The 12,156-nt window shown below is 70.7% G+C and carries 13 protein-coding genes; 5 read left to right on the plus strand and 8 right to left on the minus strand.

Translation table 11 applies throughout. The features are described from left to right. Positions 1 to 195: 195 nt before the first annotated feature. Genes FHS87_RS16030 through FHS87_RS16040 form a run of 3 tightly spaced genes read left to right on the plus strand, consistent with a single transcriptional unit; the run spans position 196 to position 3,631 of the window. Positions 196 to 1,857, plus strand: a complete 1,662-nt coding sequence (locus tag FHS87_RS16030) for a CHASE2 domain-containing protein (protein WP_184520397.1) — start codon at positions 196 to 198, stop codon at positions 1,855 to 1,857. Continuing rightward, on the plus strand, positions 1,854 to 2,216 hold the full coding sequence (locus FHS87_RS16035) for a hypothetical protein (protein ID WP_184520398.1): 363 nt from the start codon (positions 1,854 to 1,856) through the stop codon (positions 2,214 to 2,216). Before FHS87_RS16030 ends, FHS87_RS16035 begins: the two co-directional genes overlap by 4 nt. Further along, entirely contained in the window at positions 2,213 to 3,631 is a 1,419-nt protein-coding gene (locus FHS87_RS16040; protein WP_184520399.1) for a M48 family metalloprotease, read from the plus strand. The genes FHS87_RS16035 and FHS87_RS16040 overlap by 4 nt, the downstream gene beginning before the upstream one ends. A 153-nt stretch (positions 3,632 to 3,784) precedes the next feature. Here FHS87_RS16040 and FHS87_RS16045 read toward each other — a convergent pair whose 3' ends face one another. Next, positions 3,785 to 4,027, minus strand: coding sequence for a DUF3072 domain-containing protein (locus FHS87_RS16045; RefSeq protein WP_184520400.1), 243 nt, complete (start codon positions 4,025 to 4,027; stop codon positions 3,785 to 3,787). 91 nt (positions 4,028 to 4,118) lie between these two features. Here FHS87_RS16045 and FHS87_RS16050 point away from each other — a divergent pair, with 91 nt between their 5' ends. Both FHS87_RS16050 and FHS87_RS16055 read left to right on the plus strand, forming a co-directional pair. Further along, the gene (locus tag FHS87_RS16050; RefSeq protein WP_246418453.1) at positions 4,119 to 4,928 is read left to right on the plus strand and encodes a creatininase family protein; all 810 of its coding nucleotides are present in this window, start codon (positions 4,119 to 4,121) and stop codon (positions 4,926 to 4,928) included. Positions 4,929 to 4,979: 51 nt separating this feature from the next. After that, the gene (locus tag FHS87_RS16055) at positions 4,980 to 5,579 is read left to right on the plus strand and encodes a YajG family lipoprotein (protein WP_184520401.1); all 600 of its coding nucleotides are present in this window, start codon (positions 4,980 to 4,982) and stop codon (positions 5,577 to 5,579) included. 4 nt (positions 5,580 to 5,583) lie between these two features. Here the strand turns inward: FHS87_RS16055 and FHS87_RS16060 are convergent, their stop codons facing one another. The 7 genes from FHS87_RS16060 to FHS87_RS16090 all read right to left on the minus strand — a co-directional run bounded on the left by FHS87_RS16060 (position 5,584) and on the right by FHS87_RS16090 (position 11,929). Next, entirely contained in the window at positions 5,584 to 6,582 is a 999-nt protein-coding gene (locus FHS87_RS16060; protein WP_184520402.1) for an alpha/beta fold hydrolase, read from the minus strand. 138 nt (positions 6,583 to 6,720) lie between these two features. Then, positions 6,721 to 6,825: a DUF2474 family protein gene (locus tag FHS87_RS16065; RefSeq protein ID WP_184520403.1), complete on the minus strand. Its 105-nt coding sequence runs from the start codon at positions 6,823 to 6,825 to the stop codon at positions 6,721 to 6,723. Then, the gene (cydB, locus tag FHS87_RS16070; RefSeq protein ID WP_246418454.1) at positions 6,825 to 7,880 is read right to left on the minus strand and encodes a cytochrome d ubiquinol oxidase subunit II; all 1,056 of its coding nucleotides are present in this window, start codon (positions 7,878 to 7,880) and stop codon (positions 6,825 to 6,827) included. Before cydB ends, FHS87_RS16065 begins: the two co-directional genes overlap by 1 nt. Before the next feature lie 5 nt (positions 7,881 to 7,885). Continuing rightward, positions 7,886 to 9,508, minus strand: a complete 1,623-nt coding sequence (locus FHS87_RS23840; RefSeq protein WP_184520404.1) for a cytochrome ubiquinol oxidase subunit I — start codon at positions 9,506 to 9,508, stop codon at positions 7,886 to 7,888. A gap of 132 nt (positions 9,509 to 9,640) precedes the next feature. Further along, positions 9,641 to 11,041 carry an aminotransferase-like domain-containing protein gene (locus FHS87_RS16080; protein WP_184520405.1) on the minus strand — a complete coding sequence of 467 codons (1,401 nt, stop codon included), beginning with the start codon at positions 11,039 to 11,041 and terminating at the stop codon, positions 9,641 to 9,643. Positions 11,042 to 11,090: 49 nt separating this feature from the next. Then, positions 11,091 to 11,486 carry a DUF983 domain-containing protein gene (locus FHS87_RS16085; RefSeq protein WP_246418455.1) on the minus strand — a complete coding sequence of 132 codons (396 nt, stop codon included), beginning with the start codon at positions 11,484 to 11,486 and terminating at the stop codon, positions 11,091 to 11,093. Positions 11,487 to 11,611: 125 nt separating this feature from the next. After that, positions 11,612 to 11,929 carry a hypothetical protein gene (locus FHS87_RS16090; protein ID WP_246418456.1) on the minus strand — a complete coding sequence of 106 codons (318 nt, stop codon included), beginning with the start codon at positions 11,927 to 11,929 and terminating at the stop codon, positions 11,612 to 11,614. Between the last annotated feature and the right edge of the window lie 227 nt (positions 11,930 to 12,156).

Below are 12,156 nucleotides of genomic sequence, written 5' to 3' on the forward strand. Positions count from 1 at the left end.
CAAGGCGGACGGGAGCGGCCGAGAGTTAGGTAAGATAACGCAACGAAACATCTTAAGGGCTCTTTCAGCGCTTCGCGTCACATTGACCGCTCGATGCCGAAGCTCTAGCGCCGGAGCAGAATGTCCGCATTTCAAAACAATCTCGTGGCCCGGGCGCGGCCCTCCTTCCTTCATCGGCCGGGAGGGAGGGCAATCATGCTGATCGTCCTCTGGGTCGCGCTCGAATTCCTCGATCCCCTCGGCCTCGGCGTTGCGGCAAGACGCGCCTCGGCCGCCCTGTTCAACGCTCTTGCCGGGCCCGTGCACGGCATGTCCAGTCCGCGGGCCGGGGACCGCATCGCGGTGGTCGAGATCGGTGACGGAGGGGCGAGCACCGAGGGCCGTGCCGCGGTCTGGCCGATTCCGCTCGAGACGCACGCGCAGTGGCTGATGAAGATCCTGGAGGAAGGGCCGCGCGCCCTTTTCGTGGACGTGCGCTACCAGCAGCGCCATGCTGGCGAGGGCGTTCCGGCGCTGCGCGAGGTGCTGGATGAGGCGCGAATCCGTGGCATTCCGATTCTTTTCTCCGCCGGAGGCCCGGGCTGGGCTCCGCTGCCCGAGGAACTGCGTCCGTTCGGCACCCTCACTGCCTGGCCCCGCCAGCGAGAGCGCGCCTACCCGCTAATCCTGGAAGAGCACGGCGCCGGGCATGACGCTGCGCATGATGCGGGTGGCGATGCAATCCTGCACCCGGCGGAAGCCACGGCGCCTCACCACGCCGGGCCGCATCATGATGGGACGGCGCGGCAGCGTGTCGGAGCTTATGACCTCTATGCCCGTCTCTGTGCCGAGGGGCGACTGCCCGAGCATTGCGCGAGCGCACCGCGCGATGCCGATTTCGCCAACCCACTCGAAATCCGTTGGAACGCCTATCCCGACCCGTGGCAGAGCGCGCTGAATAGCGGCTGCCGCACGCGCGACAACCCCGAATGGTTCGAGCGTATGACGCTTGCCGCCAAGTCGCTGTTGCGCTCCATGGTGAGCCTCACGCGCAATGATATCGAGTCCCGTTGCCGTCCCAACCTGACCCTTGATGTGAATCAGTGGAATAGGGCGCGAGAGGACGGGACGGGCTTGCCGCAGTGGTCGTTGCTGCGCGACCGCGTGGTGTTCTTCGGCTTCGGCACGCTGGACAGCAATGACCGTGTCGACGCGGCGTTGCTCGGCAGTGTGCCGGGTGTGCAGATGCACGCGCAGGTGTTCGAGAACCTGCTGGCCGCCGGCCGCTCGTACACGAGCCTCGCGCCCGAGCGGCACCTCGCGCCAGGGATCGGTGTGCACGCGGCCGAGATGACCGAAGGGCTCGTCTGGACCGCGACCGTCCTTGCCGCCTGGTGGTTCCTCTGGCGACGCGGCCGGTCGGTGCAGGAACTGAGGCTGCCGGGCTGCGCCACCTCCTCCCGCCTGACCATGCTCGTGCTGGGCGGCGTGGGCGCGCTGATGGCCATCGACTTCTTCCAGCGGGGACAGACGACGGGATGGCCCGTCCTTCTCACAGGCTATGCGCTGCTCGCAATTTTTCTGAGGCTGTTCCTCTGGACTTGGCAAGCGCCGGAAGGGCCGGATCAGGCTTTCGCGCTGCCGCGGGGCGAGGGATGGCTACGCCAGGTCACCGCCATCCCTGCCCTCGGCGGGTTGCTGCTCGTGCTGAACGAGTTGGCCCTCCATCTCGCTGGCACGGACTGGGCGGCCTTCGTGATCCTGTACTTCTCATTGATGGCGGAGGTGAATCACGCTTCCCACGCCTCGCATGAGGAAGCAGGCAGTCCGGGCCACGCAGCCCCTTCCTCCACCCCGACTCAGGAGTCGCGCATATGAGGGATCTACTTGCGGCGACATTCGCCTTCGCTGTCCTGCTCGCCGGCCTGCCCGCCGGTTCGGCGGCGCAGACCGTCACAGGCACGACGAACAACGCGGCCGAGATTCGCGTCTTCGACGGGAACGGCAAGCCCGCAGGAAGCCGCCCGGCCGCCGATGTCATTGGCCATCGCGTGGTCTCGCCCGACAACGAGTACGGCCATATCGGCGTGGAGACGGCTTCCGGCGTGACCTATCTGCGCCGCTCTGCCGTTGCTATCCAGGGCGCGCTGCCGCCGCCGCCGGGTGGATGCCTCGCGATGGGCACGCAGGGGCGGGACGGCCGCGGCACCACCAACGGCTTCGGCAACTGCCGGTGACCGGGCCGATGATCGGCCGGCGCGGCGTCGCGGGGCTTGGGCTGGGCCTTCTGCTCGGGGGCTGCTCCAGCGGGCTGGTGGGAATGGGGGTGCCATCGAAAGGTCGGATGGTCGACGTGGCTGCGTCAGGTTCCGCGGCCCCCGCGCCCGCGCCGGCTGACCTGTCGATACGCGACTTCCTGCGGTTCGAGCACGGCGTGCTGGAGGACAACGCGCTGGCCGCGCATTGCCGGCGCATCCTCGACCGGCTTCTCGCAGCCTGGCCCAGCGCGCGGCCGGAGGTTTCGGTCTGGATCGTGCCGAAGGCCACCTTCACGGCGGAGGCCTCGCGCGATGGCGCGATCATGATCACCACGGGCACCTTCGATTACCTCATGCAGCAGCCGGATCTGCAAACCGAGGACGCGCTGGCCTTCGTCATCGCGCACGAGGTCGCGCATCTGCTACTCGGCCACGCCCGGGAGAGGGCCAGCACCCAGCAGGCAATGCACCAGCTCTCCGGCCTGCTCTTCGTCGCGGCGAATGTTGCCGGGCGCGCGACTGGCGGCGGAGCGGATGTAGCCAAGATCGCGCAGAAGGTGCTCATCGGCAACCAGCTCGGCCTGGAGACGCTGGACGCTACGCTCTTTCCCGGCTGGAACCGGGCGCAGGAGTTGCAGGCCGATGCGCTGGGCTGCGACCTGATGGCGCGTGCCGGCTACTCGCTCCAGGCGGTCCCGCAGGTCATCTCCGTGATGGAGGCGCTGGAGGCGGAGCAGGCACGCCGTGCCGGCCCCGAGCCGAAACTCGTTGTAACAACAGCGAACAGTGTGCGGATTCAGCCTGGCGAACTGCTGGTGCGGGGTCTGAACCAGCTTCGCGAAACCCATCCGGGCGCTGCTGACCGCAAGGCCCAGGCCAATGCGTATATCGAGCGCGAATGGGGAGACGAGGCTGTCGGCTTCAACAGAGAAGGCTTTCGTCGGATTGCGGGTGATCGAGCGGTCCGCGGAGTTATGTCCGACTCTGCAGCCGCCAACCGAGCGCTGGCCGAGCTGTCCGGGGATCGGCCGCGCGACGCCTTGCGCAGCCTCACGCAGGTTGACCCGCGCGGCCCGGTGAACGGCAGCGCCATCACGATGCTGGCGCGCATGATGCTGCAGAACGCCCCCGCGCCACTCGAGCATCCGCGAGCTACCCTGCCGATGTACAAGGTGGCGATCATCCGGACGGGGCAGGATAACCGGCCGGCCGAGGCGCTGCGGCTCCTCGAAGTGGCGCAGGAACGCTTCGATGAGCCTGAGTTGATGGTCCAGCGCATCCGCGTGCTGAACCACATGGGCCGCAAGCTGGAGGCGCAGTTGTTGGCGGTGAGATGCGCCGCAAGTGGCATTACGGGCCTGCAGGAAGCCTGCATTGCCGCGTCCCGCACCTGACCTTCGACGGATAAAGGCCGTGGCTTGGCCAGCGGCCGCGTCCTCCTCCGTTTGGACGACGATGACCTGGTCCGGCGTGCCTACCGATCCAGGCAAGGGCAGGAATCGGGGCGCAGTGCTTTAGGACTGACCCCGAGCGTTCCTCGGAAAGGGCTACTTCCCGCGGCCGGTCTTCTCCTGCAGCTCGTCGATGCGCTTGGAGGCGTCGGCCTTGTTCAGCGTCTCGTCGAACTCTTCATGCGCCTGCTCGGAGAGGGTCTTGAGGTAGGAGGCCTGGGCACCGGTCATGGGCTCGCCGCCCGTGGTCCAGTCATCGGGGTCCTTGACGGCGTTGGAATCCGGGTCCGGGTCGGACTTCGGGTTGTGGTGGTCGTGGTGCTCGGGCTGCTTGGCCATGATGACGTCCCCTGTGAGTGTGTTCCCTAAACGTTCGGGGTTGAGCGGGGTTGCCCCGGGGGCGAGAGAGAGGTCGGCAGGGAGGGGCGCGATGAAGCTTCGGATGGGCGAGATCACGGGCGGCGAGGCGCGGGCGCTCTATGCCCGCCGGCCCGTGGTGCTGCTGCCGCTGGGCAGCCACGAGGACCAGGGGCCGCACGCCCCGATGGGCGACTACCTCCTGGCGGAGCTGGTGGCCGAGCGCATCGCCCGCGCGGCGACGGAGGCGGGGGTGGAGACGGTGGTGGCGCCGGTGCTCCCCTTCGGCAAGGCGGATTTTTTCGGGCCGATGCCGGGCGGCATCGCGCTTTCCGCCCGCACCTTCGCCCTCGTGCTGGAGGAGATGATTGAGGCCCTGCTGCGCCACGGGCTCGACCGGATCGTGGTGCTGAACGGCCATGGCGGGAACGCCCCCGTCATTCACGACGTGACGCAGGGGTTCATGCGGGCCGGGCGCGGGGTGATCCCCTGCTTCTATCTCTGGAAGGTGGCGGGGGCGCTGCTGCCGGACGTGGTGGGGGCGGAGCGGGCGCGTCGCTCGGCCGGGCACGGGGCGGACCCGCTGGGCAGCATCGCCCTGCACCTCACGCCCGAGCGGATGCGGATGGACCTCGTTCCCGCGGAGCGCGCGCCGCCGGGCACCTGCCTCGGCCTGCCCTTCATCGGCTGGGGCGCCGTCTCCTTCGACGGGGCGGAGATCAACGTCCCCGCCGAGTATGACGGCCCCTCGCCCGAGGGATTGCAGTCCGGCGATCCCCGCCTGTGCAGCGCAGAGACGGGGCGGGAGCTGGTGGAGCGGCTGGTCTCGATCGGGGCGGGCTTCGTGCGGCACCTCGCGGAAAGGCCGGCCGGGAAGACTTGATCCGGTTTCCGATCCATTCCTCAATGCGCGGTGATGAGGGGGATTCCGAACATGCGCTTCCGCGGCCTGCGGCTCGCCGCCGCCTTTCTGCTTCCGATGCTGCTCGCGGCCTGCGGCAGCTCGCAGCTCGCCATGCCCTACAGCCCGGCCAACCCGCCTCGTCCCGTCGCCAATGCCCGGCCGGTGGTGGCGGTCGGCGCGGTGGTGGACGACCGGCGCGGCGGGCGCGAGGACGCGAACTGGATCGGGACCATCCGCGGCGGCTACGGCAACCCGATCAAGCGACTGGAGGCTCCCACGCCGGTGCGCGACGTGGTGGCGCAGGCTTTCCGGGACGCGCTCGGCGCCCGGGGCCTGCTCGCGGCCTCGGGGGGCGGCTATGAGCTTCGCGTCACCATCGCGGAGTTCGACGCGACCCAGTACATGCGCCGGGAGGCCACGGCGGAGTTCCGGGCCAGCCTCGTGCAACAGCCCTCCGGCCGGGTGGTCTGGACCAGCCAGGGGCGCTCGCACGTTGTCGAGGGCGGGCTGACCCTGGCCACGGGCATCTTCGGCGATGTGGAAGAGCTGCGGCGGACGGCGCTGCGCGCCATGTCCGAGGCGATCGACGGGATGCTCGACCGGCCGGACTTCGCAGCCGCCATCCGCTGAGGCCTCACCACACCGGTAGCGGCGCCGCCCTCCAGGCGAGGCCCGTCGCGTCGGCCCCGGAAGGCAGGGGCGCCTCTGGCCGCTCCATCCAGGCGAGCAGGTCCGCGATCACCGTCGGGGCCTGGAGGTCGCGCAGCGGCATGTGGTGGATGCCGCTGTAATAGGCCACGCGCGCCGGCGCCTCGGGCGGGATGCGGTCGAGCAGCGCGCGGGTGGCCACGGGCGGGACGAGCTGGTCCCGCGCGCCGTAGACGAGCAGCACGGGCGGGTCGCCCGGCCCCAGGCGCGGCGCGGCGAGCAGCGCCTCGTCCATCAGGTCCACCAAGCCCTTGGTCGTGTCCACCCGCGTCTCGCGGATGGTCAGGGGGTCGCGCGCCATGCGGGTGAGGGCGCGGAGGTTGTCGGTCGGGGTGATGCCCGGCACGCCCGAGGCCACGGCCACGCGCGGGACGATCTGGGCGAGCGTGTCCAGCAGGCCGGAGACGAGGCGCGGCATCGTCACCCGCCCCCAGACCGCGGGGGCGAGGAGGACGAGCCCGGCCACGGGCGGCGGCTCCGGCCCCGTGGCCGCGAGGAGGAGCACGGCGCTCCCCATGCTCTCGCCGAGGGCGAAGAGCGGCACGCCGGGATGCCGCGCCCCGACCAGCCGGGCGGCGGCCCCGGCATCGGCGGCGAGCGTCGCCGCGCCGGGCCAGACGCCCCGGTTCGGGGCACCGCCGAAGCCGCGCTGGTCATAGGCGTAGACGGCCACCCCCGCGGCGTTCAGCGCCTCGGCGGGCTCGACCATGAAGTTGCGGCTGTCGTTGAAGCCGTGGAGGCAGAGGAGAACCGCCCTCGGCGCCCCGGGCGGCAGCCAGCGCCTGAGGGGAAGCCTCGCGCCGTCCTCCATGGTCAGCGCGTCATCGGCCAGGGCGGGCTCGCCCAGGCGCGGTCCGGCGGGGATGACCTGGGGGGTGCAGGCCGCGAGGGGCAGGGCCAGCAGGGCGCGGCGGGAGGGGGGCATCGCGGGGGATGATGTGGCCCGCGGCGGGCGGGCGTCCATGGGGAGGGGGGCGGAGACCGCAGCACGGGGCCAGCCGGGCCGTAGAACCGGGCGTGCCGCGCCTCCCCCGGAACGGTCACGACGCCGAGGCGGTCCGGGCTAGACCGCCTTCAGCACCGAGCGCAGGATCATGGCGATGGTGCCGAGCACGAGGATGCTCGCCGCCCAGAGCCCGACGAACCAGAGCAGGCGGCGGCCCCACATCAGTGGTAACCGCTCTCGCTCGTCACCTTGCCGCGGAACAGCCAGTACACGTAGCCGGTATAGGCGAGGATGATCGGGATGAGGACGGCCGCGCCCACCAGCAGGAAGGCCTGGGAGGAGGGCGGCGCGGCGGCCTGCCAGATGGTGAAGGCGCTCGGCACGATCATCGGCCACATGGAGACGCCGAGCCCGGCATAGGAGAGCGCGAAGAGGCCGAGCGCGATGATGAAGGGCCAGGCATCCGCCATCCCGCCCTGCCCGGTGTCGCGCGACAGCGCGTGGAAGAAGCGCCAGACGAGGAAGGCCACCAGCACCGGCACGGGCAGGGCGTAGAGCAGGTGGGGGAAGGTGAGCCAGCGCTCGGCGAAGGACGGCTGGAGGAAGGGCATGATGGCCGAGACGAGCGCGATCGCCGCCACCGTGCCGAGCGCGAAGGGCCAGGCGAGGCGCACGGCGCGGCGGTGCAGCGGCCCTTCGGTCTTCCACAGCAGCCAGCAGGCGCCGAGCATCCCGTAGCCGACCACCAGCGCCACGCCCGTCAGCACGGAGAAGGGCGTCAGCCAGTCCCACCACCCCCCAGCATAGGCGCGGCCCCGGACCTCGATGCCCTGCACAAAGGCGCCGAGCGCGATGCCCTGGGTGAAGGCCGCGACCATCGAGCCCCAGGAGAAGGCGCGGTCCCACCAGAGCTGCTGCGTCTCGTTCTCCGCCCGGAAGCGCATCTCGAAGGCAACGCCGCGGAAGATGAGGCCGAGCAGCATGATGATGAGCGGCATATAGAGGGCGGGCAGCACGACGGCATAGGCCAGCGGGAACACCGCCAGCAGCCCGCCGCCGCCGAGCACCAGCCAGGTCTCGTTGCCGTCCCAGACGGGGGCGACGGAGTTCACCGCCACGTCCCGCTCCGCCTTCTCGCGCATGAAGGGGAAGAGGATGCCGATGCCGAGGTCGAACCCGTCCATGCAGACGTAGAAGAACACGGCCAGCGCGATCAGCACGGCCCAGATCAGCGGCAGCCAGAAGGCCCAGCCCGTGAGGTCCATCGCGGTCTCCATCGCCCCTACTCCGCCGGCTGCGGCGCGGCGCCGGAGGTGCCCGGCCCGGGCCTCGCGGCACCCGCCGAGATGGAGGGCGCCGGTGTGATGCCCGCGCTGCGGATCGGCTGGCCCTGCGGCGGCGCGCCCTCATGCGGGCGCGGCGTCTGGGAGAAGAGCTTGAACAGGAACCAGATGCCCGCCCCGAAGACGAGGAAGTAGACCACCACGAAGGCCGCCAGCGAGGTCGCCACCGCGGGCAGCGCGATGGGCGAGACGCTGTCCGCCGTGCGCAGCACCCCGTAGACGGTGAAGGGCTGGCGCCCGGCCTCCGTCACGATCCAGCCCGCCGTCACCGCGACCAGCCCGGCCGGCCCCATGGCCACGGCCGCGCGCAGCAGCCAGGGCGCGCTGTAGAGCCGCCCGCGCAGGCGCATGATGCCGCCCGCCAGGCCGAGGCCGATCATCAGCAGTCCCAGCCCCACCATCACGCGGAAGGCGAAGAAGACGAGGGGGATGTTGGTCGGCCAGTACTCCCGCGGGATGTCCTTCAGCCCGCGCACCTCACCGTTCCAGTCGTGGGTCAGATAGAGGCTGGCGAGGTTGGGAATCTCCAGCGCCATCCGCGTGCGCTCCTGCTCAGGATCGGGGATGCCGAAGATGATGGAGGGCGCGCCGCGCTCCGTCTCGAAATGCCCCTCCATGGCCGCGACCTTGGCGGGCTGGTGCTCGTAGGTGTTGGTGCCGTGCAGGTCGCCCAGCACCGCCTGGAGCGGCGCGACGAAGAGCAGCATCCACATCGCCATGGAGAACATGAGCTTCGCGCGCGGATTGGGGCCGCGCTCGCTCGCCTCCTCGCCGCGATCGGCGCCCGCGCTGCCGGGGGCCGGATGGTCCGGCGTCGCGCCGCCATCCACCAGCGAGCCCGGCGCGAAGGGCTGGGCGGCGGCGGCCCCGCCGGTTCCCGTGTCCATCCCCGCGTCGCGCACCGCGGGCGCGCCGCGGCGCTCGCGTAGGAGGTGCCAGGCACCGACGGCGCCGACGATCAGCGCGGTGGTGAGATAGGCTCCCGTCACGGTGTGGGCGAGGCGGTAGGGGAAGGAGGGGTTGAAGATGATCGCCCACCAGTCATCCGGCAGGAAGCGCCCGTCGGGCGTCACGACGTGGCCCTGCGGCGTGTGCATCCACGAATTGACCGAGAGGATCCAGAAGGCCGAGAAGAAGGTGCCGGCCGCGACGAGCGAGGTGGCCAGCATGTGCAGCCCCTTGCCCACCCGGTCCAGCCCGAAGAGCATGACGCCGAGGAAGCCCGCCTCCAGGAAGAAGGCGGTCAGCACCTCGTAGCCCATCAGTGGCCCGATCACCGGCCCGGCCTTGTCCGACAGCACGGACCAGTTCGTGCCGAACTGGTAGGACATGACGAGGCCGGAGACGACGCCCATGGCGAAGGCGACAGCGAAGACCTTCAGCCAGTAGCGGAAGGTGTCGATGTAGACGGCCTTCCCCGTCCACAGCCACAGCCCCTCCAGCACCGCGAGGTAGCTGGCCAGGCCGATGGTGAAGGCGGGAAACAGGAAGTGCCAGACCACCACGAAGGCGAACTGGAAGCGCGCGAGGTCGAGCGCGCTGGGCAACAGGGCTTCGATCATCAATCAGGGACCTCCCCAGGCGTCCCGCAGGGACAGATGTGTTGTCGAACCGCCTTCTCCAATGCTGCGGCGCGACATCGTAGGCGCTGCCGAGCATTTTTGGGGGCTGGCTCTCTCCCGCTGCGGAGGGTGTCAGACGACCGTCGCATAAGCTCTCGCATCCTGCCGAAGAGCGCCCGCCACCATCTCCAGCGAACTCCTGAGCATCCCGCGATCCGTCGCGGGCCCGAGCGCGAGCCGGGCGCGCAAGGGCGCCTCCCCCTCTACGGTAAAGGCCTCGCTCGGCACGATCGCCAGCCCTTGTTCCCGCATGTGCGCGACGAAAGCGGTGCTCGGCCAGTGTGCGGGCAGGCGGAGCCAGAGATGAAGCCCTTGCGGGTGCGCCTCCGCCATCTCGCCCAGCACGGTGCGCGCGATCGCCTGCCGCCCCGTCATCTCCCGCCGGACGCCGCGCAGCAGGTCCTGCGCCTGCCCGCCCGCGATCCAGTGATGCACCAGCCCTGTCAGCAGCCCCGGCGCCATCATCGCCGTCGCCCGCAGCGCGGCGGTCATCCCCTCCGCCTGCGCCTCGTCCGGCGCGATCAGGAAGGCCGTGCGCAGCCCCGGCGAGAGCACCTTCGAGACCGTCGCGATGTGGAACACCCGCCGCGGATCCAGCCGGGCCAGAGCGGGCAGCGGCTGATCGGGCAGCAGCCCGTAAGGATCATCCTCCACCACCATCACCTCGTGCCGGCGAGCCATCGCCAGCAAGGCCTCCCGCCGCGCGAGGGGCATCGTGGCCGTGGTCGGGTTCTGGATCGTGGGCGTGCAGCAGATCAGCCGCGGCGCGTGCTCGCGGCAGGCACGGTCCAGCGCCTCCGGCAGCATCCCCTCACCATCCATGTCCACGCCCGCCAGCACGAGCCCGAGCTGCGTGGCCAGCGCCCGCAGTCCGGGATAGGTGCAGCGCTCCGCCAGGATCACATCTCCCGGCCGTGCCAGGCTGGACAGCACGGCGAGCAGCGCCGCCTGCGCCCCCGGCGCCACCAGCACCTCCCCTGGCCCTCGCCGTCCCAGCAGCGGCCGGAGCCATGCCAGCCCCGCCGCCCGCTCCTCCGGCGTGCCGGCAGTGCTGCGGTAGGACATCAGCCCATGGACCTCCTGCCGCCGCAGCAGGGAGGCCATCCCCTCCTGCATCAGCCCCTTCAGGGACGGGTTCTCCAACAGCGGCGGCAGGTTCATCGTCATGTCGATCAGGGCCCGGCCGCCCTCGCGCCAGAGCCGGGCCGAGGCCCCGCCCCGCACGAAGCTGCCGCGCCCGACCACGGCCTCGATCAGCCCCTGGTGCCGCGCCTCGTTGAAGGCGCGGGTGACGGTGGTGAGATCGAGCTTCAGCACCGCCGCCAGGTGACGCTGCGGGGGAAGGCGATCCCCGTCCTGGAGATCGCCGCTCTCGATCGCCGCCCGGATCGCGGCGAGGATGCCGAGATAGAGCGGGCCACGATGTCCCTCCATGTGGCGGCGGATCGTCAGGGCAACGGCATCGGGCGGCATGGACGGGTGCTCCGGCAGCCGTCCATACATTAGCCGGGAATTGTCCGGGTCAAGGCCGGGCCCGCAGCACGGGCCGCCCCTCCTCCGCCTTGTGGATGAACTGCGAGCAGACGAGCCAGCCCTTGAAAGGCCGCAGCAGTGCCAGCGAGCCCAGGATGAGCAGCGGTAGGGTGGTCAGCAGGTGCACCCAGAAGGCCGGCTCGTAACGAAGCTCCAGCCAGCCCGCGAAGATCGTCACCGGCACCGCCACCGTGGACATCACGAAGAAGGCCGGCCCGTCCGCCGGATCGGCGTAGCCGAAGTCCAGCCCGCAGGCCTCGCAGCGCGTCCGCAGCTGGAGGAAGCCGGCGAAGAGGTGGCCTTGCCCGCAATGGGGGCAGAGCCCGCGCATACCGAGCGAGAAGGAGGAGCGGCCCTCGGCGAGCCGCGGCATGTCCTGGTTCATCAACGCCATCCGGTCCTCTGGGGCATCTCGCCCCGGCCCCGGATATGGCGGCCCGACACCTCGGTTCTCAAGCGGATTGTATGCGGTCAATCCGCCGGAATTGTATGGATAACCGCTGAGGGGCCTCAGCCCGCCACCCGCCCGTGCTCCACCTCAAGCCGCCCGACGCCGACGACGGAGCGGAGATTGCCGGCGACGAGATGCACCATGCCCTCGGGCAGCGTCACCGCGATCTCTACCCGCATCGCCTCCCCCTCGAGCCCCGCGCGGAAGCGGTCGGGCACGAGGTCACGCTTGGCGAGCGGCTGGAGAAGGCGCGGCAGCAGCCCGGGCGAGGGCTCGGCGCGCAGGAGGTAGCGCACGCAGAGGAGGCGCTCGTCTTCCTCCAGCGCGAGGACAGGAGCAGGCGCGGCCAGGGGGGCGCCGGGAACGGCATCGAACATCGGGTGATTTCTCTTCCAAGGGTGGGCGGGGCGGCGTGCCCGGCCGCCCGCCCGCGCGACGCAGGTCCCGGAAGCGTCCCGGGGACCCGCGCGCCGGTCAGGCGACCGGGCGAGTAATTCGGCGCATTCGGCGCCCGCGCGTGGCTTGGAAGAGAGTCATGACGATCAGACTAGGGCCGCCGCCACCGCGCGCAAGCCCCTCTTGCGGCGGCAGCCATGCGCCCAGT

Source organism: Muricoccus pecuniae (assembly GCF_014199205.1).
GTDB lineage: Bacteria > Pseudomonadota > Alphaproteobacteria > Acetobacterales > Acetobacteraceae > Roseomonas > Roseomonas pecuniae.